This is a genomic window from Blastocatellia bacterium (assembly GCA_035275065.1).
Classification (GTDB): Bacteria; Acidobacteriota; Blastocatellia; order UBA7656; family UBA7656; genus DATENM01.
The window spans coordinates 75928-96607 of record DATENM010000133.1 but is presented as its reverse complement, the minus strand read 5'-3'; the positions used below and the strand labels follow the sequence as shown (position 1 = coordinate 96607).

At 60.7% G+C, this 20680-nt stretch carries 19 protein-coding genes; 6 read left to right on the top strand and 13 right to left on the bottom strand.

Annotation, left to right across the window (positions count from 1 at the left end; genetic code table 11):
- Nucleotides 1–142 precede the first annotated feature (142 nt).
- Nucleotides 143–478 (top strand): DUF5658 family protein, encoded by a 336-nt coding sequence (locus VJ464_25020; GenBank protein ID HKQ08406.1) that lies wholly within the window; start codon nucleotides 143–145, stop codon nucleotides 476–478.
- A 21-nt stretch (nucleotides 479–499) separates the two neighbouring features.
- Here the strand turns inward: VJ464_25020 and VJ464_25015 are convergent, their stop codons facing one another.
- Both VJ464_25015 and VJ464_25010 read right to left on the bottom strand, forming a co-directional pair.
- On the bottom strand, nucleotides 500–1093 hold the full coding sequence (locus VJ464_25015) for a hypothetical protein (GenBank protein ID HKQ08405.1): 594 nt from the start codon (nucleotides 1091–1093) through the stop codon (nucleotides 500–502).
- Between the two features lie 84 nt (nucleotides 1094–1177).
- Nucleotides 1178–2344, bottom strand: coding sequence for a DNA double-strand break repair nuclease NurA (locus tag VJ464_25010; protein HKQ08404.1), 1167 nt, complete (start codon nucleotides 2342–2344; stop codon nucleotides 1178–1180).
- Nucleotides 2345–2663: 319 nt separating this feature from the next.
- Between VJ464_25010 and rimI the strand changes: the two genes are divergently transcribed.
- Nucleotides 2664–3128, top strand: a complete 465-nt coding sequence (gene rimI / locus VJ464_25005; GenBank protein HKQ08403.1) for a ribosomal protein S18-alanine N-acetyltransferase — start codon at nucleotides 2664–2666, stop codon at nucleotides 3126–3128.
- A 276-nt stretch (nucleotides 3129–3404) separates the two neighbouring features.
- On the top strand, nucleotides 3405–3758 hold the full coding sequence (locus VJ464_25000; GenBank protein ID HKQ08402.1) for an RNA-binding protein: 354 nt from the start codon (nucleotides 3405–3407) through the stop codon (nucleotides 3756–3758).
- Between the two features lie 174 nt (nucleotides 3759–3932).
- On the opposite strand, the gene VJ464_24995 is transcribed toward VJ464_25000, so the two are convergent.
- The 6 genes from VJ464_24995 to VJ464_24970 form a co-directional block, all read right to left on the bottom strand.
- The gene (locus tag VJ464_24995) at nucleotides 3933–5648 is read right to left on the bottom strand and encodes a M20/M25/M40 family metallo-hydrolase (GenBank protein ID HKQ08401.1); all 1716 of its coding nucleotides are present in this window, start codon (nucleotides 5646–5648) and stop codon (nucleotides 3933–3935) included.
- A gap of 78 nt (nucleotides 5649–5726) precedes the next feature.
- On the bottom strand, nucleotides 5727–8141 hold the full coding sequence (locus VJ464_24990) for a M14 metallopeptidase family protein (GenBank protein ID HKQ08400.1): 2415 nt from the start codon (nucleotides 8139–8141) through the stop codon (nucleotides 5727–5729).
- A 180-nt stretch (nucleotides 8142–8321) separates the two neighbouring features.
- Nucleotides 8322–9503, bottom strand: a complete 1182-nt coding sequence (locus VJ464_24985) for a YCF48-related protein (protein ID HKQ08399.1) — start codon at nucleotides 9501–9503, stop codon at nucleotides 8322–8324.
- 57 nt (nucleotides 9504–9560) lie between these two features.
- Nucleotides 9561–11708, bottom strand: a complete 2148-nt coding sequence (locus tag VJ464_24980) for a gluconolaconase (protein ID HKQ08398.1) — start codon at nucleotides 11706–11708, stop codon at nucleotides 9561–9563.
- Between the two features lie 137 nt (nucleotides 11709–11845).
- On the bottom strand, nucleotides 11846–13216 hold the full coding sequence (locus VJ464_24975; protein ID HKQ08397.1) for a M20/M25/M40 family metallo-hydrolase: 1371 nt from the start codon (nucleotides 13214–13216) through the stop codon (nucleotides 11846–11848).
- Nucleotides 13217–13316: 100 nt separating this feature from the next.
- Nucleotides 13317–13514: a hypothetical protein gene (locus VJ464_24970; protein ID HKQ08396.1), complete on the bottom strand. Its 198-nt coding sequence runs from the start codon at nucleotides 13512–13514 to the stop codon at nucleotides 13317–13319.
- A gap of 232 nt (nucleotides 13515–13746) precedes the next feature.
- Here VJ464_24970 and VJ464_24965 point away from each other — a divergent pair, with 232 nt between their 5' ends.
- Nucleotides 13747–14124, top strand: a complete 378-nt coding sequence (locus VJ464_24965; protein HKQ08395.1) for a response regulator — start codon at nucleotides 13747–13749, stop codon at nucleotides 14122–14124.
- Nucleotides 14125–14135: 11 nt separating this feature from the next.
- Here VJ464_24965 and VJ464_24960 read toward each other — a convergent pair whose 3' ends face one another.
- From VJ464_24960 to VJ464_24945, 4 genes are all read right to left on the bottom strand, one after another.
- Nucleotides 14136–14516, bottom strand: coding sequence for a response regulator (locus VJ464_24960; protein ID HKQ08394.1), 381 nt, complete (start codon nucleotides 14514–14516; stop codon nucleotides 14136–14138).
- A gap of 149 nt (nucleotides 14517–14665) precedes the next feature.
- Nucleotides 14666–15865: a Xaa-Pro peptidase family protein gene (locus VJ464_24955; protein HKQ08393.1), complete on the bottom strand. Its 1200-nt coding sequence runs from the start codon at nucleotides 15863–15865 to the stop codon at nucleotides 14666–14668.
- A gap of 140 nt (nucleotides 15866–16005) precedes the next feature.
- The gene (pncA, locus tag VJ464_24950; GenBank protein HKQ08392.1) at nucleotides 16006–16623 is read right to left on the bottom strand and encodes a bifunctional nicotinamidase/pyrazinamidase; all 618 of its coding nucleotides are present in this window, start codon (nucleotides 16621–16623) and stop codon (nucleotides 16006–16008) included.
- 23 nt (nucleotides 16624–16646) lie between these two features.
- The gene (locus tag VJ464_24945) at nucleotides 16647–18089 is read right to left on the bottom strand and encodes a nicotinate phosphoribosyltransferase (protein HKQ08391.1); all 1443 of its coding nucleotides are present in this window, start codon (nucleotides 18087–18089) and stop codon (nucleotides 16647–16649) included.
- Nucleotides 18090–18199: 110 nt separating this feature from the next.
- On the opposite strand from VJ464_24945, the gene VJ464_24940 reads away from it, so the two are divergent.
- Together VJ464_24940 and VJ464_24935 are read left to right on the top strand one after the other, a co-directional pair.
- Complete coding sequence (locus VJ464_24940; protein ID HKQ08390.1) at nucleotides 18200–18634, top strand: thioesterase family protein; 435 nt, start codon at nucleotides 18200–18202, stop codon at nucleotides 18632–18634.
- Nucleotides 18635–18767: 133 nt separating this feature from the next.
- Complete coding sequence (locus VJ464_24935) at nucleotides 18768–19619, top strand: aminotransferase class IV (protein HKQ08389.1); 852 nt, start codon at nucleotides 18768–18770, stop codon at nucleotides 19617–19619.
- A gap of 40 nt (nucleotides 19620–19659) precedes the next feature.
- Here the strand turns inward: VJ464_24935 and VJ464_24930 are convergent, their stop codons facing one another.
- A complete protein-coding gene (locus tag VJ464_24930) occupies nucleotides 19660–20637 on the bottom strand; it encodes a heavy metal-binding domain-containing protein (protein ID HKQ08388.1) in 978 nt (325 codons plus the stop codon).
- Nucleotides 20638–20680: the final 43 nt, after the last annotated feature.

Here is a 20680-nt window from a genome sequence, read left to right as displayed (position 1 = left end):
GCGCGGGGAATTGTTTCAGGGGCCAAAGCGGCGTATCTTTGGCACCGAGGTTGCGGATAGATTCGACGGATGAAGGGTCGCGAGAGCAACGGAAGCCCATTTCCGCTCGCCGCCCAAAACTTGAGCAGAAGAGGTGATTAAGGTGAGCAGGAGTGTCCTTGCCCAGCCTGTAAGGCTGCACAACACGCGGCTGTTTATGTACGTTCTTCTTTCGCTGCTGATGTCGGGCTATGATGCAGTGGCAACCATGGAACATATTCGCCGCGGCGTCGCCACCGAAGGCAATCCTCTGATGGATTCGCTGATCCAGCACAACGCCGTGCTTTTCTTCTTCGTCAAGATGGTGATTACGGCGCTCGGCCTGATGTTCTGTTATAACTTCGCGCAGCGCCGCGTCGCGCAGTTGGGCATCAAGGCGGTCGCCGGCATCTACGCCTTCATTTGCATCTACCACACGTTCATCGTCTTCTTCGAATAATCCATTCTCGGCAGCCGGCCTTCACAGCGACTTGCTCTGGAAGACTTGCTGCCAGTTGAGCGTCCGGCGCAAGACGGCAAGCTCCGAGCCCGACTGATCCCCGAACAACGCTTCGAGCTGATCGAGCACGGCCAGCAACAACTGCGGCGCAAACTGCCGCGCGTGCGTCAGGACGTGTGAGTAATAGCGTATCGCCAGCCGCTCGCGCCTGTCCGTGTGAAAGGCTCGCACCTCTTCATCACTCATCGTCGTCACGTCCGAGTTCACAGGGATGACCGTGCGCGGAATGCCCTGATGCGGAGCGCCCTCGCTTTCTGTCCATCCGACCAGTAGCAGGCCGATGAAGATGCCTTGCTCATTGACCAGATCGGGACTGAAGACGGCATTCATCTCCGCGGAGCTAGAGAGTCGCGGCCCCAGCCTGCCAAATTCGGGATTGATGAGCTGCGAGTTGTAGATCAAACCGACCATCGTCGTTGCGCCCGTTGGGATCGCCACGAACTGGCCGAATTGGAAATGCTCAGGCGCGGGCGGCTCGGTGGTTTCCAAGCGGTCAAGCACCCGCCCGATGTAATCCACATGCGAATTCGATTTTATGATCCGTGCAATTTTCATAGTTAGGGTCGGAGGTCAGGGGCCAGGAGTCGAGGACAGACAGGCATATCTCGACTGCCGGCCCCCGCCCCTGAGCCCCGGCCCCTATCTCCTGTGTGCTTTGCTTGCGGCCTTGCGGGCGACGCGCAGGCGCAGCCGTTCACGCTCGGCGAATTCCTGAAAGAGCGAGTAAAAAGCTTCGCGGTCGCGGGCGCTCAAGACGGCGGCCTGGTCTGCCGCTTCAATCGCGTACGGGTAGCCGTTGCCGACGACAATTTCGCCGCGCACCGTATCCACAACGTAATCGAGCAGGCCCTGTTCATAAACCCACATGGGCATGTCGAGGCGCGACGGCGGCGCATCGGCGCTGGTCTGCAAGTAGGTGAAGCCGATGCCACGCCGCCACGCGTCGCCATACGATTCAAGAATGCCGCGCCGCGCGCAACCGAAGAACGCCGTCCGGTCGCCCCACTCCATGCGGTCTGAAAGCAGCGCCGCGTCGTGAATCTTCTGGGCATCCGGCAGATCAAATGCCGCTTGCAGCATATTCACCAGATCGCGCGCATAGCTGGTGTCAATGTAGCCGACCAGCGGCACGCCCGTTTGCTTTGAGGCGTCGAGCAGCGAGGTGATCTCCGCGACATAAAACTCGCGCTGCTCGTCGGGCAATAATTCCGCGAACGAGATGACCAGCAAGCTATCAAAGAAGACGACGGGCGGCTTCGCGACATCAAAGCCACGCGCCGCCACGCCATGCATGTAGCTGCGCAACGCGGCGGCCTCCATGCCATAGCGTCGCTTGTGAACTACCTGCTCGGATAGCTCGGTTGCGCCGCCCGTGCGCACAAGAATTTCGGTCGGCGGCAGTATCTCGAAGGTGACGTCTTTGACGTAGCCGCCGGCGGGCGTGTGCGGGTTCTCGAACCAGGCCACCTGAACGGCGGCGACCGGCACAGAGTAATCTTTCGAGGGCAGAATCTGACTGCCGTCGGCGGCAAAGGTCGTGCGGCCCGCGAGCGTTTCAAGGCTCCAGCGCCGCGCGTCTTCCTGCGCCCGCCAGTCGTGCGCGAAGCGGGCGATCAGCGAGCCATTTTGCTCAAGCTCCGCTGTCGGCAATGCGCCGGGCGCGTCTACGCCGTCAAGGCGGGCGCGCAGCTCATCACCGGAAGTGGCGACGAGCGTGTCAAGCGCCTCGGCATAGAGTTTCATCTGTTCGCGAAACTCTGTGTCGAAGTGCGCAAAGTCGGCGCGACGGTTTTCGAGAGCCGTCATGATTTTTTCGCGGTAAATCATATTTCGAGATTCAAGCCGTGAGTTGTCGGACAATGGCAAACGCCGGGACGCCGACGAAGAAGCCTAAGCGCCCGGTTGCGATAAGTCAAACGCGCCGCCGCCGCGGCTCGCTGCCTCGCGCCGCGGCCTCATTAGACTGGTGCGTGCGGCGGGCGGTTGGCGTATAATGAACTTGACCTGAAGGCCAGGTAGTTCACCCATGCCAGTTTGCGCGGATTGACAAAACCAGTCTGCTGGCCAGGAAATGACGATGTGGCCGAGATGGCTAAAAGCGAAGACCAATCGCAGCGAGGCCCTGATGGCAGCGACGACTCAGCCCGTGGTCGGCGAGATGACCGAGATCGATATCAATGAGTGCTGGCATTTGGACCAGCGCTGTTTTTCGGACGGCGAGGCATATGACCGCGAGACGATCCGCTACTTGCTGTCGCATCAGCAGGCGGTCTGTTACAAAGCCGTTTCGTCGAGCAATGAAATGCTCGCCTTCGTCGTCGGCATGATCGAGCCCGACCGTACGGGTCACGTCGTTGCGCTTGGGGTTGACCCTGAGCATCGCCGCCTCGGGCTTGGCCGCGACTTGATGCGCGCTGTCGAGCAGGGCTTTTTCAAAAATGGCATCACCACCGTCCGCCTCGAAGTCCGCACCAGCAACGATGCGGCGCAGAAGCTCTACTTCAACATCGGCTACAAGATCGTCCGCCGCATGCCGCGCTATTACACCAGCGGCGACGACGGCTATTTGATGGTCAAGAACCTCTCGTGAATTTGGATTTTGCATTTTAGATTTTGGATTTTGGATTAAGGGATAAGGCCCATCAATCTAAAATCCAAAAGGATTAAATTCTCGACAACTTTGGGCATTACTGATAGGATTAGCCTGTTCGCGGTGACGGCGGGCGTGGCCGTCGCAAGGTGTTAGATTCGAGGAGCGCGTCTTCTCTGTTCGGAACGGTCTGCTAGCTTGACTCTGATCAACTTCCGCCCGGATAGCCAGCGCGAGTTCCTTCCAACCAGTTTCTGAAGAAACTCAGGAGAGACAATGAGAATATTCGTAGGTAATCTGTCGTACACGACGACAGAAGATCAACTGGCCGATCTGTTTTCTGAGGTTGGCGCGGTCGAATCGGCGACTATCGTGACTGACCGCGAGACCGGTCGCTCGCGCGGCTTTGCCTTCGTCGAGATGGACACGGACGCCGGTAATCAGGCCATTGAGCGGTTCAACGGCACCGAGTTCAATGGTCGGACGATCAACGTCAACGAAGCGCGGCCTCGCGCCGAACGCAGCTTTGGCGGCGGCGGCGGCGGTGGCCGTGGCGGCTTCGGCGGCAACCGCGGCGGCGGTGGCGGTGGCGGTGGACGCGGCGGTCAACGCCGTGAGCCACGGTGGTAAGCAATCTACCAAAGAAAAAGCCCGGAAATTCCGGGCTTTTTCTTTGGTAGAAACAAGATGACGCGGAGACACGGCGACGCGGTGAAAGGAAGACAAGCTATTAGCCTCTGTCTTTTCCCCTCACCGCGTCGCCGTGTCTCCGCGTCTCCGCGTCACGCTTCCCGCGTCCCCGCGTCACGGCTTTAGCATCGCTTCACGCTTGGCCTTAAACTCGGTGCCCGGCTTCCACTCCGGGTACTTGTCGGCGTTGGCGACGCGATAGCCAACCGTCATCAGCAAGCGCGCATCTTCGACCGCGCCCGCCAGGTTCCAGTCCGGCTTAATCTCATCCGACGGTTTGTGGTAATCGTTCTCGGTGTACTCGTCGCGTTTCTTCATGCCCCAGCCGGCGGGCTTGCCGATGTAATCAATGCCGCCTTCGGGATCGAGCGCCGGCACACCTTGTTTGGCGAAGTTGAAATGATCCGAGCGGTAGTAAAAACCCTTTTCGGGCTCGGCATCCGGGCGCAGGACGCGCCCTCTTTCTGCGGCGGCGGTTTGCAACACGTCGTCCAGGGTTGAATTGCCGAGGCCGATCACCGTCATGTCCTTAGTCGTCCCCCACTGATTCAAGCCATCCATGTTGATTTCAGCGAGCGTCTTGGCCAGCGGATAGATCGGATTCTCGGCATAGTACTTCGAGCCGATCAAACCCTTCTCTTCGGCGGTCACGGCGAGAAAGAGGATCGAGCGGCGCGGCGGCGGCGCCGCGGATTTGAGGGCGCGGGCAATTTCGATTAATCCGGCGACACCCGATGCATTGTCGAGCGCGCCATTGTAAATCTTGTCGCCGCGCGCGTCCGGCAAGCCGATCCCTAAGTGATCCCAGTGCGCGGTGTAGATGACATATTCATCCTTCACCTTCGGGTCAGCGCCTTCGAGCTTGCCGATGACGTTATGAGAATCGATGTGACGAATCGTGCTTTCGATCTCCAGTTTCGCGTGGGCCTTCATCGGCACCGGCTGGAAATCTTTGCGCAGCGCCTGTCGTTTCAGCTCGTCAAAGCTCAAGCCGGCGGCCTGCATCAGCTCGCGCGTTTTCGGCTCGGTGATCCAGCCTTCGATGTTGACGCGCGACATATTCTTGTCCTTCGATACAAGGTCGAAGTTCTCAATGGTGAAGCTGCCCTTCGGCACAGACCACGGGTAGCCGGCGGGGCCGGAGTTGGTCTGGTTATTCCACTCGTGAACGACGAGCACGCCCGCCGCGCCCTTCTCAGCGGCAATCTCGTACTTGTAGGTCCAGCGCCCGTAGTAAGTCATGGCGCGGCCCTTGAACATCTTGTCGTCTAGCTGTTTCGGATTCTTCGGGTCGGGCACCGGCGGGTCGTTGACCAGCATGACCAGCACCTTGCCGCGCACGTCCTGGCCTTTGTAATCGTCCCAACCGTATTCGGGCGCGACCACGCCATAACCGACGAAGACCATGTCGGCGTCAAAGCCGGTCTTCTCGACGACGCGCACCGTCCGCGCCACAAAATCGTCGCCGAACTTCAACGTCATGTCGCGGCCCGCGACTTTGACCTTCATCGGCGAATCTTGTTTGGTCGTAATGCCGACGAGTGGCACTTTCTGAAAGTAAGTGCCATCGGTGTTGCCGGGCGCGAGGCCGACCTGTTTGAACTGCTCGGCGATGTAGTTAATCGATAAGTCTTCGCCGTGCGTGCCGGGGCCGCGCCCTTCGTACTCGTCAGAGGCGAGCGTCTTGATGTGGCGCATCAAGCCATCGGCGGTGATGGTGTCGAGCGCCTTGCGATCCGGCCCTTGCGCCGCGCGCCCGCCTTTCTGCACGCCGAGGGCAACGAGCGAGGTTAAGAGAACAATGCATGAGATCAACGTAAATCGCTTCATCGGTTGAGTCCCCTTCAAATGAGATGGTTTGCTGGCAGCAGATAATTATAGCCCATAGAGGCACGACACGGCGACGCGTCACTTCGCCGCCGTCTCGATGGCGTTGAACACGAAGGGCAGCGACGCGATGCTCTGGCCGCGATACTGCGGGCGGAAGCCGAACATCACGATGCGCCCGCGGCCTCGCTTGACTTCAACGATGGCTCCCTTCCCGGCGATCTTCTCTGCGCCTAGCAGCCAGCCCGACAGCAGCACCTCTTTGGCGTCGCCGTAGCGCGCAACCGTGCGCGCCTCGCTGCCTGTGGTTTCAAAAGCCGGGCCTTGCTCGAACCAGGCGATGCTCTCATCCGTCGTCCCTTCAAGCGGCGGCGCATTGCGCGTCAGCCGGTCGCTGGGGTCAAACTTGATCTTGAGGATCGAGCCGGGACAGTAGAAATCTTTCGCCGCGACGCCTTGCAGGACGTTCTTCACAGGGACCTTTAGATACTCAATGGCAAACTGCGAGGCTTCGTTGAAGGTGATGAGCGTGCCGCCTTCTTCGACAAACTTCTTCAACGCCTCGACGCCCGCCGGCGTGATGCCGCCCGCGACTTCTGCCGGGTAACGGTCACGCGACAGGCCGTTAACGATAGAGCCCGCACCCTGCGCCGGCAGAATGATGCAATCATACTTCGCCCGCAGATTACCGGCGCGCACTTCGGCGTCGAGCAATGAAGTGTAGGAGAGCTCGAACCAGTAAATCTTCTTCTTCAGTTGATCGAATATCCAGCGCGTCCAGCCTTCGTCCATCGAAGCCGCAAAACTCTTATACAAGCCGACGCGCGGCTTTGACCGGTAATCGTTTTCATTGACCGTGCCCAGCGACGGGGTTTCCTCCTTCGGCAACTTGAACGCGGAATTGACCGCAGCCACCCGGACGCCCATCAGCAGCGGCAAGGTGTGCGCCGTCACGTCATAGGGCCGGCGCGGCGGGCCGCCGGGGTATTCGCGCAAGTCCGGGTAATGTTGCCGCTCAAGCAAGGTCTTGGCGAATGCGCCATAAGGCTGCCGCATCAGAATGATCTTTGTGCCCGCGGGGTATGACTTGCCGTCGGCTTCAAACGGCTCGCCCGCTTCGGTCACCTCGACATCGCCGCGGTTCAGGATCGCGAGCAGGCGATAGTAGCCCTCATTTCGCCAGAACGAGCTCTCCATTATTGGCGGAATCAAGAAGGCGAACGGCTCGCCCGGCTGGCGTTCGCCCACCGCATCTTTGCCGACGCGATAGAAGTCTGTGAGCCAGCGCTCGCGGTAGCGCGCCGCGTTGCGCATCAAGGCGAACGCGCCCGATTGCATGTAATCAACGATGTTCGCCAGCCGCCACTCGCCGCCCGGCCAGACCAGGGGGAAGTTCCAGCTCCGCACCTTCGGGTCTACGCCGATCTGTGGCGTCAATCTGTCGAAGGGAACCGTCGTCGGCGAGGCGATGCGGCACGACGCCGTTTCGCTGAGAATGCGAATGCCGCCGTGGTAATGCTGGTAAGCGCGTGCCGGCGTCCATGCGTCGTAGACGCCGTTGATGACGACGCCGGCTTTGCCTTCAGCCGTCACCTCCCAGGCCATGGCGCTGCCCATGAGATTGACGCCCGCCTGGATCAGCGGCGGCACATTCGGCTCCCACGGCTCGGTGTATGGCGGCAGGAAGAAGCGCGAGCCGGTTTCGCCCTGCTGGTGAATGTCGTGGACGATCTGTGGCCGCCAGACGTTTTGAATCTTGTCTACAGTCATCTGCGTCTCGACTTGCGTGAAGGCGTACCAGTCGCGGTTGTTGTCGTGGCCGGTGTAATGATGATAAAGCTCCGGCGGGCCTGTGCCTTCGGCGGGCGTGCCGAGCGTCTTGTCATACCAGTTCTTGACGATGTCAACGCCATCGGGATTCAGCGACGGCACCAGCAAGACAACACACCTGTCGAGTATCTCGCGGGTTTCGGGCGAATCGTCGCTCGTCAATTTGTAGGCGATGTTCATCGAAACGAGCGGCCCGCCAACTTCTGTCGAATGGATGCCGCAGGTGATCAGCACGACGGTGCGGCCTTCGCGGATCAGGGCGTCGGCTTTGGCGTCATCGCTGCCGATTAAGCGCGGGTCGGCAAGCTGCCGCTGAATCTCCTTGAGACGGTCGAGCTTCGCCAGATTCGCCGGCGACGAGATGACGGCGACCACAAACGGGCGACCGAGCGTCGTCTTGCCGAGGTCTTCGAGCCGCAAACGGTTGCTCGACTGCGCGAGCCGCTTGAAGTAGCCGGTAATCTGCGACCAGGAAGCGAGCTTGCGGTCGTCGCCGGGCGTAAAGCCGATGACCTCGCGCGGCGGCGGCACAGGCGCGGCAGCGCGGGCCGGTCTGGGGCGCGCGGCTCTGCCGGTTTGCGCCAGCGCGCCGCTCGAATAGAGCGTAAGAAAAGCTACGAACAGGATCAGCCCGGTGAGGGGCGAAGGCCGCAAGGGGTATCGCATGGCTGTCTCCGGTTAAAAAGGTATGGCCGATCCACAGCAGCGAACCGGCCTTAAAACACTAAAGCGATCTTCAATCGGGTGTAGCGCAATCTGTTAGATTGCGCGAGTCCTGGCGCAATCTAACAGATTGCGCTACAGGGCAAACGCAATTGGAAACTGCTCTGTCCCACTGGTGAACGGTTAATCGCTCTGGCGCACGATAATCATGCCGCCGCCGACGGCCCAGACGTGCTGCGCATCCGCCGCCGCAATCCGCGATACCGGCGGGTCAAATTCCAGGTCCCTCTTCTCGCTCAACCAGGTCCTGTTGCCATCCACCGTGTGATAGACGTAAGAGCCTCTGTCGGTCAGGATCCAGCCTTCATTGGCGTTGATGAAGAACAGGTCGTGAGCGCCGGAATCAGCGACGATACGTTGCTTGGTCCAGGTTGCGCCGCCGTTTGTGGTGCCGATGATGCGGCCGGTCTCTTCTTCTTCGCGCGCCCGCGCCGCCGCATAGCCGTGATCGGCGTCCACGAAACAGATGCCATTCACGTCATACTGTTTCGCGCCTTCAGAGCCGGGCATCGTAAAGCCCTCGCCGGTCTCCAGCTCGCTTCGCTGTCTGTCCCAGGTCAGGCCGCCATTGGTCGTGTGATAGATCGCGCCCTTCGAGCCCGACGCCCAGCCGGTCGTCTTGTCGAGGAATTGAATATCATAAATCGACACCGGCAGCCGCACCTGCGCGTGCCATGTCTTGCCGCCGTCTGTGGTCATGAGCAGATCGCTTGGGCCGCCGGGGTCGCCCTCTTCGTCATCCGCGTCGACCGAAGTCGCGCCGCCCATCCATCCCGTGTCGGCGTCGGCCATGAAAATAGCGGTCGGCACTTGCTTCATGTCTGCGAGCCGCGTAAAGGCCCACGTCTTGCCGCCATCTACGGTCTTAAACATGAGGGCGTCGTTGCCTTGCGCGCGGCCGACGGCGTAACCGGTATCCGCATTGGCAAAGGCCATGCTGTTGATGCGAATGTCGGCGAGGCCGGCTTGCTCAAGAATCGTCTCTGTCCAGGTCTGCCCGCCGTCGGTAGTTTTGACGATCACGCCGACGCGGTCCTCGCGATTCTTCGGGTTTCGCATGTCGCCGCCGACGTAAACCAGGCTCGGCGAGATCACCGCAATCGAGCTGTAATAAAAACTCTCCGAGAGGTCGTTGCCCGAAAGCCCTTGCGACATCGGCGAGCGATATTGCATCACCCAGCGCGCCAGTTTCGTCGGCGCACTGGTATTCTTATTGCTATTCCCCCTGAACCATTTGCAACTGCCGGTGACAAGTGCGACACATAAGACGCAAGCAAACAGAATGAGCCGCAAGTTTCTGTGCATCAATTACCCCTCAGAAATGACTGATGAAATGAAGCGAGAGTTTAGCAGAGCAAGCATCTAAAGTGAAATCGTGATGGCCAGCTCCGTCGCCGGGCCGGTGGCATGATTTCCGGCAAAGTCTTCGGCAAAGATGCGGATCAAGTAATCGCCCGGCGCGAGCTGTGAGGTGCGCAGCAAGCCGGGCCGCGCCACGCCGTCGCGAACGCGGTTAGTGACGATGTACTTGAAGCGCGTCGGCGTGCCGTAGGCGCTGACGCCGCTGCCTGTGGCATAGGCCACGGTGACATCATCATCGCCGGGCGGCAGGCGATTGAACTCCATGTTGACGAGCGGCTGCTCGAACCCCGCGGCCGGCGAGCCGTCAGCCTTCAAGAGCTGATAACCGACACGATAGAGGCCGAGCTTACGGCTGGCGATATTGCCGTCCACACGGTCATAGGCGGCGACTCGTATCTCGATGTCGCCGCTGACGACCAGCCGCCCGCCGCGCTTCTCCTTGAACACCGCTTCGGGTTGATCGGCGGCGGCGCCCGCTTTGACCACTTCGATGCCATTCGGCTCGATCAGCGGCGCAACCGTGTCCTTGAATCCGACGAAGGGCAACTGTATGGGGTTGGCGATGGCGTTCCACGGGCCGAGATTGAGATGCACGTGGTAAAGCTGGTTGAGGGTGCCGAGAAAATCGCCGACGCGGAATCGCGCGCCGCGCCGCACACGGACACCTGCAAGCTTGCCCGATGCGTCAAGCCTTGCTTTGAATTTTTCGGGGGCTTGTAATTGCCCAGCGGCGTTGCGGCCTACGCGAATGTGGATGTACGAGAAAGCGCCGACGTGCAGCCCTTCGCCCGACTGTTGAAATCCCCAGCTCGGCAACGCGTCGGCGACCTTTTCGTCATAAACCGACAGGCACGGCTCGCCCATCACGCCGCGCACATCTAAGCCGGCATGCAGGTGATCGAGCGCCGTGCCGTTAAAGTTGCCGCGCGCTTCGCCGACGACGCCGGTGACTTCGTGCCACTGATTCTGCGGCGCGACCGGCCACGGCATTGATTGTGTAATGTTCAACACGGAACGGTCGAGCCGGGGAATGATGGCGTCGGCATTCGTAGTCAACGGCGCGGTCGCCGGCTGAACGAATGGCTCAGGAGCGGCGGCGTTATTGTCTGGCGCATCCGTTGGCGCGACCAGATCAACTTTTCTGACGAGATAATTCTGCGAATCGGCAACGAAGAGATTGCCGTCACGGTCAAGCGCGATGCCGGATGGACGATTGAACTGAGCCCCTTCGCCCGTGCCATCGGCGTAGCCGTCTCGGCTGCCGGCGACCCAGACCAACGAATCGTCAGGATTGATTCGGCCAACACCGCCGCTCTGGGCATCTGTGAAGTACACGAAGTTGTCATGCGTAGTGATCAACGCGACAGGCCGCGTGTGCCGCCGGGAGCCATTTGCGAGTCCCGCCGCCTGAGCAAGAATGTGAATGACCTGGCCGTCGGGCCTGATCTTGTGAATCTCTTCACCGCCAGTATCCGCGATGAAGAGATTGCCGAGCGCATCAACCGCGACGCCGCACGGCGTTTCAAATGAGCCGGCCAGCGTCGTGACGTTGCCATCTACTGCGATCTTGCGGACGCGGTCGTTGTAGGTGTCGGCGACATAGACGTTGCCTTGAGAATCAATGGCCACGCCGATGGGGCCGTCGAATTGCGCTTCGCTGGCCGCGCCATCCTTGAAGCCTTGCGCGCCGCTGCCGGCAATCGTCGTCACCGTCTGGTAGTCGGCGGATAATTTTCTAATCCGATTATTCGAGGTGTCGGCGATGATGAGATTGCCCGCCGCGTTAAAGGCAATCGCCGAAGGCGTGTTGAACTGCGCCTCCAGAGCCGGGCCATCCTTGTAGCCTTCGCCCGCGCCGGCAATCGTTTTTACTTCGCCCTGCGGCGTGATCAAGCGTATATGATTCGTCGCGCCATCGCTCACCAGCACATTGCCGCGCCGGTCAACGACGACGCCAAAGGGATCGGCAAAACTCGCCGCCGCGCGCGGGCCATCGGCGCTGCCGGGCGCGCCTGTGCCTGCAAAGGTGGTGACTCGGCCTCTGGTGTTGGGGTCCGTCGGTTTCGGTTTTGTGGCGTAGCGATAAATGAAGAAAGCCGCGACACTCAACAGCACGACGATGGTGAAGGCGAGAAGAGTTTTACGCATTCAGGACAGCGAGGCAGTAAGCGTTAGTCCATCGGGAGTCGCCTGGGAGCGCGGCCATCTTGCCTGCCGCGCTGCCGCATGCGAAAGCGGGCGGGCGAGACGCCCGCGCTCCCAGGCGATTGCAATCGAAATCCGCGCTAGAGGCGGCTGATGGCGTCAAGGTAGCGAACGAACATCTTTATGCCGCCTGAGGCCATGCCCCAGTCGAAGTTCTCGTTCTTGGCGTGATAGCCGTGCTCGGGCAGCGACAGGCCGAGGAAGACAATCGGCGCTTTCAAATACTGCTCCATCGTCACGACCGCGCCGATTGAGCCGCCCTCGCGCGTGAAGGCCGGCTTCTCCCCGAAGGCGTACTTCATGGCTTCGGTCGCCGCCTCGGCATAAGGCCCCTCGAACTCGCCGATGTACGGCCCCAGCGCGCCATGCGCTTCGAGCTTGACGTCCGGGTTCTTCTGGCGCACGAAATCGCGGATCAGCTTGAAGACCTGCTTCGGCTGCTGGTCAGGCACCAGCCGTGTGCTGACTTTGGCTTCGGCGCGATAGGGCACAATCGTCTTGACGCCCGGCCCCTGGTAGCCGCCGGCGATGCCGTGGACTTCAAAGGTCGGCTCGGCCATGATCGCCTTCAAGATGCGACCGGGATCATCAAAGCGCAGGTCTTTCAGCTCGTGCGCCGCCTTGAACTTCTTTGTCGTGAAGCCGGAATCCAGAAAGCTCTGCACTTCTTTGCGCGAGGCGCGGCGCACGTCATCATAGAAACCCTTGATCTTCACGCGCCCGGTATCGGCGTCGTAACATTCGGCAATCAGCTTGCACAGCTCGCCGATGGGGTTGCGCGCAGGGCCGCCGGTCAGCCCCGAATGAACGTCTTTCTCGCCGGTCTGCAAGCTCATCGTCATCGCCATCATGCCGCGCAAACCGTAAGGGATGGCCGGGCGCTTGCGCGAAATCCAGATGGTGTCGCTGACCAGGATCGAATCGGTCTCCAGGCGCGCCAGGTTGTTCTTGATGAAATGCTCGAAGTTCGGCGAGCCGATCTCTTCTTCCAGCTCCCAGATGAAATTGATGTTGAGCGGCACGCCGCTTTCGGCGGCATAGCGCGCCGCCGTCATCGCCGAAAGCGCCGGCCCCTTATCATCGGTAGTGCCGCGTCCTTCGTAACGGTCGCCGTCTTTGAAGAACGTAAACGGCGCTTTGTGCCACTCTTCGGGATTGGCGGGCTGCACGTCTATGTGGTTATAGATGGTCACGGTAGGATTGCCTGCGCCGGTCTCCAGCCGTCCAAAGACCACGGGGTTGCCCGGCGTTTCAATCACCTCGGCGCGGCCGCCGATCTGTTCCAGGTACTGGCGCGCCATCTCGGCGCCGCGGCGGATGTCCGCCTGGCGCTCAGGGTCCATGCTGATGGTCGGCACTTCGACCAGCTCGGCGAGCTTGCTCTCAAAATCATTGCGGGTGTCTTTGATGAAGGCATCGAGGGCGGTGTTGGTCGTCCCTTTAGCGGCCATGTGTCTGTCTGTCTCCTTTGGTTCAGAGATGAACTGCGGGGTCATTATGAGGAGCGCCTTCAAGCAGTGTCAAGCAAGGCGACTCGTCACAAGTCATGGTTCATCCCTGGTCAATCTTCTTTAATTCGGCGGTCTGCTCATGCTCGCCGGGCACCTCGCAGGGTTGGCAGTCGAATAAGGCGGCGCGCAATGTTTCGTAGGCGCGCTGTGCCGCTTCGCGCTCGGCTTCCGGCCCGAACAGCGCCTGTTCGCGCAGGGTTTCGAGCTTTTCAAGGTCGGGTTTTGATTGTTCATCCATGTTGCTTGGTTCTCCGCTTGGGCGTCCGCTCGAATTATATCACTCTTCGCCCGCCTTGCCGCCGCCGAGCGGCAACAAGACTGTCCCAACCATGCACTCAATCTGTCGCTCTCAGCTCGTCTGGCAGCATTTGGACGCCACGACTACAGGGAACGTCTCTTGCTCTGAATCTGGCCGTCGAAGGGACACGCCTCCACGAGAATGCTTTCCAAACCTGGGCGGAGACGCCGTTGTGAGAAAGAAGCTGCTCATAGTCGAAGATGACGCGACCGTTCGCGAGATGCTCGCCCTCATCCTCAGTGAGGCGGGTTTTTGCGTGGTCACGGCGGGAGATGGCCTGGCGGGCCTGGATTGCGCGTGGTGCGAGCGGCCCGACCTGATTCTGACCGACCTCGAAATGCCCCTCATGGATGGCATTCGGATGATCCTGCGCCTGCGCCAGGAGCCTGATTTACAGAATATTCCTGTGCTGGTGCTGTCTTCCGTACCCGCGGCGAAATTAGCGGAAGCGGTTGGCGCAGGAGCCCGCGAGGCGCTGCAAAAACCCGTACAGATGGGGTCGCTTATCGAATTGATCCGGCAAATCCTCAGACAAGCGGCGGCGGATTGATGGCCGCGCCTTCATGGGTTATCCCCGACATACTCAGAGATCGCTCGGAGCAGGCGGTCAACGGCGACCGGCTTGACCAGATAATCCTGCGCGCCGGCGCTGAGCGCAGACGCGGTGGCGTCGGCGTTCCTTTCGCCCGTGTAGAATAAGATGGCTGTCTGCTGGTCGAAGCCGCGAATCTGTCGGCACAGGTCGAGGCCGGTGCCATCCGCAAAGCTCCAGTCGAGCAGGATCAGATCGAAGCCGCCTTGCCGGGCTTTGCTCAGCCCCTCGCTAACACTCAAAGCGTATTGCACGTCATAGCCCGCCTCGCCGAGCAGGACGGTGAGCATCTCGCAAGTATCTCGATTGTCATCCACACAAAGAATGTGGCCTTTGATTTTGCCGCCCATGATAAAACAGCGGTTATGCCATCCGCCTGCGGCGGCAAGGCAAAAGGTAAAAGTGACGCGGCGAAAGACAGCCCGCCCCGCTCTTTCGCCGCGTCTCCGTGTCTCCGTGTCGCCGCATCACTTTGGCCTCTTGCCTCTCTAAAGGACGGTTACGGCGCGAGGATGGCGACGACTTCGCGTTGCGGCTCGCCGCCGGTGACGCGCGCCTCATTCTCCGAAACGTAGACATCGATCTCGCTGCGCACGCCGAAGCGGCCTTCGAGATAGATGCCCGGCTCGATTGAAAAGCAGGTGCGCGGGATCAAAACCCGTGAGTCCTGAGTTTCGAGATTATCGATGTTGGCGCCATTGCCATGGACTTCGGTGTGAATGTTATGGCCGGTGCGGTGGATGAAGTAATCACCATAACCGCCCTTCTGAATGACCTCGCGGCAGGCGTCGTCGACCTGCCAGCCGTAGACCGTGCGCCCCTCGCTGAAAGCGGCCTTGACGTACTCGGTCGCGGCGTCGCGGGCATCGCGCACCAGGTTGAAGACCTCTGTGACGTCGGTCGGCACCTGCTCACCGACAAACGAGTTCCAGGTAATGTCGGCGTAAACGGCATTCGGACGGTCGAGCTTCGCCCAGAGATCGATCAGCACGAAATCGCCTTTGTTGATCGGCGAGTGCTGCTCATGCGTCGGCTCGTAATGCGGCATGGCGGCGTTGCCGTTGACGGCGACGATGGGCGGGTCTTTCGAGACCATGCCGCGCGCCGCAAAGCGCCCAAGGATGAACTGCTGGATATCATACTCGTTGGTCGGGACGCCTTCATTGATCCGCCTGCCGATCTCCGCGAAGGCTTCCTTGACCGAAGCGTAGAGACCGCGCGCCGCCTCTTCGTGCATCGCCAGTTGCTCGTCGTTCCAGGCCGACTCGAAGACCTGCACCAGATCGGCCGACGAAACGATCTCGACGCCGAACGAGCGGATCAGCTCGATGGTGCCGCCGTCGACACGCGACAGGTAAGGGATGGTGTTGTTCGGAGAGTACTGCATGGCGATGCGCGGCGGGCGCTGGCCATTGAGCGCCAGCAACGAGCTTTTCAAGTATTCGTGAAGTTGCTGCCACGGCAGGTAGATGAGCTGGCGTCCGGGCAGACGATCCAGCACATGGCGTTCAATCGAGTGGTTGAGCTTAACCGGCTCGCCCGATTGCGGCACCAGGTAGAACCAGCGCCGCGTCGCCATGTGGCCTTCGCCGCCGAGGCCAAGAATGTTGGAGGCGATGGGGTCGCTGTCGCGGAAGCTATAGAACAGCCAGCCGTCGAGGTCGGCGTCTTTGAGCGCTTGTTGAATTCGTTCGATCAAGATGTCCCTCCACAGAAGTTAATTCCGACTCAGGGTTGACCTGCTAGATTATCACAACTGCGGCGCGCGACAGCAATACGCGGCTTGCCATTCTGAGGACGATCCGGCGCGCGGGCGTTGTCCGCCAGCCCGCAGAAAGATCAATGGCAAGCGCCGGCGCTCGTCCGGCTGGCGCTCGCGAGCATCTCGTTACTGGCGACCAGCCGCGCCCCGTGAGCCTGCATTTCGTCCAGCGCCTTTGCGCCATCGCCGGGCTGTACGTTGACGGCGCGGACGGCATCGGTCACTACATAGGTTTCATAGCCGAGCCGTAAAGCGTCGAGCGCCGTCGCCCGCACGCAATAATCGGTCGCCAGCCCCGCCACATAAACGCGATTGACGCCGCGCGCCTTCAGGTACTGATCGAGCGAGCGCCCCTCGTCATCAACGCCTTCGAACTCCGAATAGGCATCGCGCTCAGGCGTTGAGGCTTTGCGGAACGTATGCGCGATCTGCTGGCGGTCGAGCGCCGGGTGCAATTCAGCGCCAAAGGTCTGCTGTACGCAGTGTGGCGGCCACGGCCCGCCCTGGTCACGAAACGAAACGTGATTCGCCGGGTGCCAGTCGAGCGTCGAAACGACGAGCGGGAAGTGCGGCATCAAACGATTAACGACCGGCACGACTTTGTCGCCTTCAGCAACGGCGAGCGCGCCGCCGGGGCAAAAATCATTCTGGATATCGACAAGAATCAAGGCTGCGTCTTCGAATGGGTTTGCCATGTTGGGCTCCTCTGACTTTCATTTTAGCCGGGCTCCGAGGGCGAATCTACCGATAATCGCTGCTCGTGCGCCGCCCGCAAAACGTCCTGCTCTTGCTGAAGCCGAACGCTGACATTGACCGGATAACGGGCCGTCGCTTCATTCGGCAGCAACGCCTCAGACAGGCGCGCAAGCTCGCTTGCGGCGCGCGCTTGCGCCTCGTCGAGCCGCCGTTTGCGCGACACTCGCCGCCGGCTGATGGGCGCATTGTCGTCGGTCTCGCAATCGGCGAAGCGTTGATCGAGGCAGCGGCCATCGCTCATGACGGCTTCAAGCAAGGGCTGCCACGCCGGGCCGGGCGGCGGCTCATCGGCGGCGGCGATGATGTCTCGGCTGTAGCGGCCCGCGACCGTTTCGCGCCAGACCTGTTTCGCGCCGGGATAGGTCGCCTTGTCCTTGCTCAGCTTGATGCGCCCGCTGATGTGGCCGTCCTGCTCAAGCCCCACGAGCTTATAGACCGCCGACAATGCCGGCGCGTCGAACGAGGTAGCCAGCTCCGTGCCGACGCCGAATGAGTCAATGCGCGCGCCACCGGCCAGCAGCTCGGCGATGCGATATTCGTTCAGGTCGCTGCTCGCAAAAATCCTGGTCTGCTGCATGCCTGCGCGGTCAAGAATGTCGCGCACGCGAATACTCAGCGCACCGATGTCGCCGCTGTCTAGCCGCACCGCGGCGATCTGTGGCCCGTAATCACGCGCCAGTCTTTCGACGGCTGCGAGCGTGTCATAGGTGTCAACCAGCACCGTCGCGCTTTTGGGAAAGACTTTGAGGAAAGCGCCGAAGGCTTCGTCTTCCTCTTCAAACGACATCACGAACGAGTGCGCCAGCGTGCCGAATGTCGGGATGCCGAAAAGATATCCGGCTTCAACATTCGATGTCCCGATTGTGCCGCCGATGAAAGCAGCGCGGGCCGCACACAGGCCGGCCTCGCTGCCGTGCGCTCGCCGTGTGCCGAATTCGATAACGTCGCGGCCCGCGGCAGCGGTCACGACGCGCGCCGCCTTCGAGGCGATCATCGTCTGCGAAGCGATGGCCGTAATCAAGAATGTTTCGATGACTTGCGCTTCAATGATCGGCGCGGAAACGCGCAGCAGCGGCTCGTTGCTAAAAGCGATGGTGCCTTCCGGCATCGCCCACACGTCGCCCGTGAAGCGGAAACCTGCCAGATAATCGAAGAAATCCGGCGACACGCCGGCAAAGACGGGATGCTCACGCAGGTAGGCGATCTCTTCCTGGGTAAAGCGCAAACGCGTCAGGTAATCAATCGCCTGTTCCAAACCGGCGCTGATGAGGTAGCTGCGGCGCTCCGGCAGGCGGCGCACGAACAGCTCGAAGATGGCCCGCGACTGCATGCCGTTGTCGAAGTAGGCGGCGGCCATCGTCAGCTCGTAGAGGTCGGTCGCTAATGCCAGGGCGCGTTCCGTCATCTTGATAGCAACTATATGAACCGCCTGTTAGCAAGTCAACGCGACACTTGCGGCACGCCTTGAGAGTTGGCAGCGCGGTCGTTACAATCGCCGCCTGAGAGTGAACCAAGATGACAAGAGAGAAGAACGAAGCCGGCATCGGCGACCTGGTCAGCGAGTCGCGCCTCCGCGTGCGCTACGCCGAGACCGATCAGATGGGCGTCGCCTATTACGCGAATTACCTGGTGTGGTTCGAGGTGGGCCGCAGCCAGTACTGCCGCGACTGCGGTTTTTCCTATCGCGACATGGAGCGCGAGAGCGGTCTGTTTATGATCGTCGCCGAGGCGCGTTGTCGTTACAAGACGCCGGCGCGCTACGAAGACGAGCTACTGATTAAGACGCGGGCGACCGAGGTGACGCGTCGGACGCTGCGCTTCGGCTACGAGATAACCCGTGACGACGGCACCCTGCTTGCGACCGGCGAAACCATGCACGTCTTGATTAACGCCGCGGGCCGCCCGTCGAGCTTCCCCGACAAGTACCTCGCGCTGCTGCGGCAGCAGTAGGCAGTAGGCAGGAGGCAGGAGGCAGTTCACACTGCTAGACGCAAAGATATTGGTGCGAATTCATCGTATGTACATCTGCCTATCACATCAATCAATGACTGCCTCCTGCCTCCTGCTTCCTGATTCCTGATTTATGGATCGGCTGGTTTATCACAATGACGGCATCTTTGAAGTGAGCGACGCGAAGGTTGCGCCGACGCTCGCGGGTGTGTTGTACGGCTGGGGCTTGTTTACGACGTTGCGGATTTATCAGGGCCGTGTGTTTGCCTTTGAACAACACTGGGAGCGCCTGCTCAAGTCCGCTGAAAAAGCCCGCGTGCCGCTTGGTGTTGACGCCGAAGCGATGAAGCGGGCGCTGGTTGAAATCGTCGCCGCGAATAAGCTAACGCAAGGCCGGGCACGCATCACTATCCTGAAGGGCGAAGCCGGTGCGTGGCGCGGCGCTTCCGCGCGCGAAGCCGATGTAATGATCTTTACGGCAAGCGACACGGCGCGGCAGCCGTCGCCGGTTACGCTTACCCTGTCGCCTTACCGATTGCTTGCGAGCGGGCCGCTCACAGGGATTAAGCGCACGGCGATGATCGAAAATCTGCTGGCGTATGACGAAGCGCGCTCGCGCAATTTCGATGAAGCGGTGATGTTGAACGAGCGCGGCGAGATGGTCGGCGCAACAGCGGCTAATCTCTTCTGGGCGCAGGGCGACGAGCTATTCACGCCGTCGCTGGCCACGGGCGCGATAGCCGGCGTGACTCGCCGCTTCGTCAACGATCTGGCGGCGCAGGCGAAACTACATGTCGTCGAAGGGAGTTTTACAATACAGCGTCTGCTCGACGCCCGCGAAGTTTTCTTAACTTCGACGACACGCGAGATTGCAGTGGTGGCGAGCTACGACGTGAAGCAATATGATCTGAGAGAGGCCAACATCGCCCGTGTCATCCAGCGGCGCTTTGGCAATCTGACCCGCGATGCCGCAATGCTGTTGTAGCGAATCATCTCAAGCGATTCATTCCGGGCGGCGCGATCATTCAATGTAACGGCTCGGCGTGAATCGTGAACGACACCGTCGAGAGGCGGTCGCCGCGCTGGAACTGTGTCCAGATACGATAATTGCCTGGGCGCGGCATGAAGGCGTTGAAGGTCACATCGGGGCCGCCGCGCACTTTTGACCTGTCGGCCTCCGGCGCAATCTCTTCTTCGGGGTGCGAGTGGACATAATCGGCCTGGTCTTCGCTCAAGATCAAGGTGTGGCCCATCGCGCCCAGATACGGCACCAGATCACGCACCGGCGCGCCGGTCTTCGCGTCGCTCAAGTGATACTTCAAAGCCACAGGCTGGCCGGCGATCAACTGCTCGGGCTCTAGCTTCAGCTCAACCTTTATGCCGTCAACCGTCTTGACGAATGAGGTGTCGGCGACCAGATGAGCCATCGCGCCGACGAGATCAGCTTTATAGCCGGCGGTGGCAATGTGCTGCTGCAAGACCTGCGGCGTGCCATCGCTCGGGTAAAAGTCCGAATAGACTTTGTACAGCCCGGCCCGCGGCAAGCGGGTTTCGACGGTGAACGAGCCGTCGCCCTGGAAATCCGGGTGGATGTGCTGAAACTCGTTCATATCCTGGCTGACGATGAACAGGTGATAGAGCTTGTCGTGAGTGATCTGAAAATCCTTCACCTGCTGGCCGGTCCTCGGATTGAAGATGGCAAAGCGCAGCTTCAGCGGCTCATCGGGGCGCGGCGCGCGCGGCGTCGCTTCCATCCGCAGGTCGAAGGCGTCGGGATTTTCGGGCGTCACCGCCACCAGCGTCATCTGGCACTTCGGACATTTGCCCGGCTTCGCCGTGCGCACTTCCGGGTGCATGACGCAAGTGTAGCCGTCTGACGAAGGCACGATCTCGCGTGATTGCTGCGGCGTCAGCGTGACCGGTCGCGGGTCAGCCGACAACGCGGCCTGAGCGGCCAGAGTTGTGCCCAGGAAGATGATTGATAATCGAAGCCCGAGTCCCATGTTGCTCCTCATCAGAATCATTCTACACCGGCCGGCGCGCTGT

Bases quoted from the DNA above. Each gene is read 5' to 3' on its own strand.
- VJ464_24985 (HKQ08399.1), bottom strand. From the start codon at position 9,503: ATGCACAGAAACTTGCGGCTCATTCTGTTTGCTTGCGTCTTATGTGTC.
- VJ464_24945 (HKQ08391.1), bottom strand. From the start codon at position 18,089: ATGACGGAACGCGCCCTGGCATTAGCGACCGACCTCTACGAGCTGACG.
- VJ464_24995 (HKQ08401.1), bottom strand. From the start codon at position 5,648: ATGAAGCGATTTACGTTGATCTCATGCATTGTTCTCTTAACCTCGCTC.
- VJ464_25010 (HKQ08404.1), bottom strand. From the start codon at position 2,344: ATGACGGCTCTCGAAAACCGTCGCGCCGACTTTGCGCACTTCGACACA.
- VJ464_24930 (HKQ08388.1), bottom strand. From the start codon at position 20,637: ATGGGACTCGGGCTTCGATTATCAATCATCTTCCTGGGCACAACTCTG.
- VJ464_24980 (HKQ08398.1), bottom strand. From the start codon at position 11,708: ATGCGTAAAACTCTTCTCGCCTTCACCATCGTCGTGCTGTTGAGTGTC.
- VJ464_25000 (HKQ08402.1), top strand. From the start codon at position 3,405: ATGAGAATATTCGTAGGTAATCTGTCGTACACGACGACAGAAGATCAA.
- VJ464_24990 (HKQ08400.1), bottom strand. From the start codon at position 8,141: ATGCGATACCCCTTGCGGCCTTCGCCCCTCACCGGGCTGATCCTGTTC.
- VJ464_24975 (HKQ08397.1), bottom strand. From the start codon at position 13,216: ATGGCCGCTAAAGGGACGACCAACACCGCCCTCGATGCCTTCATCAAA.
- VJ464_24960 (HKQ08394.1), bottom strand. From the start codon at position 14,516: ATGGGCGGCAAAATCAAAGGCCACATTCTTTGTGTGGATGACAATCGA.
- rimI (HKQ08403.1), top strand. From the start codon at position 2,664: ATGGCAGCGACGACTCAGCCCGTGGTCGGCGAGATGACCGAGATCGAT.
- VJ464_24940 (HKQ08390.1), top strand. From the start codon at position 18,200: ATGACAAGAGAGAAGAACGAAGCCGGCATCGGCGACCTGGTCAGCGAG.
- VJ464_25015 (HKQ08405.1), bottom strand. From the start codon at position 1,093: ATGAAAATTGCACGGATCATAAAATCGAATTCGCATGTGGATTACATC.
- VJ464_24970 (HKQ08396.1), bottom strand. From the start codon at position 13,514: ATGGATGAACAATCAAAACCCGACCTTGAAAAGCTCGAAACCCTGCGC.
- pncA (HKQ08392.1), bottom strand. From the start codon at position 16,623: ATGGCAAACCCATTCGAAGACGCAGCCTTGATTCTTGTCGATATCCAG.
- VJ464_24935 (HKQ08389.1), top strand. From the start codon at position 18,768: ATGGATCGGCTGGTTTATCACAATGACGGCATCTTTGAAGTGAGCGAC.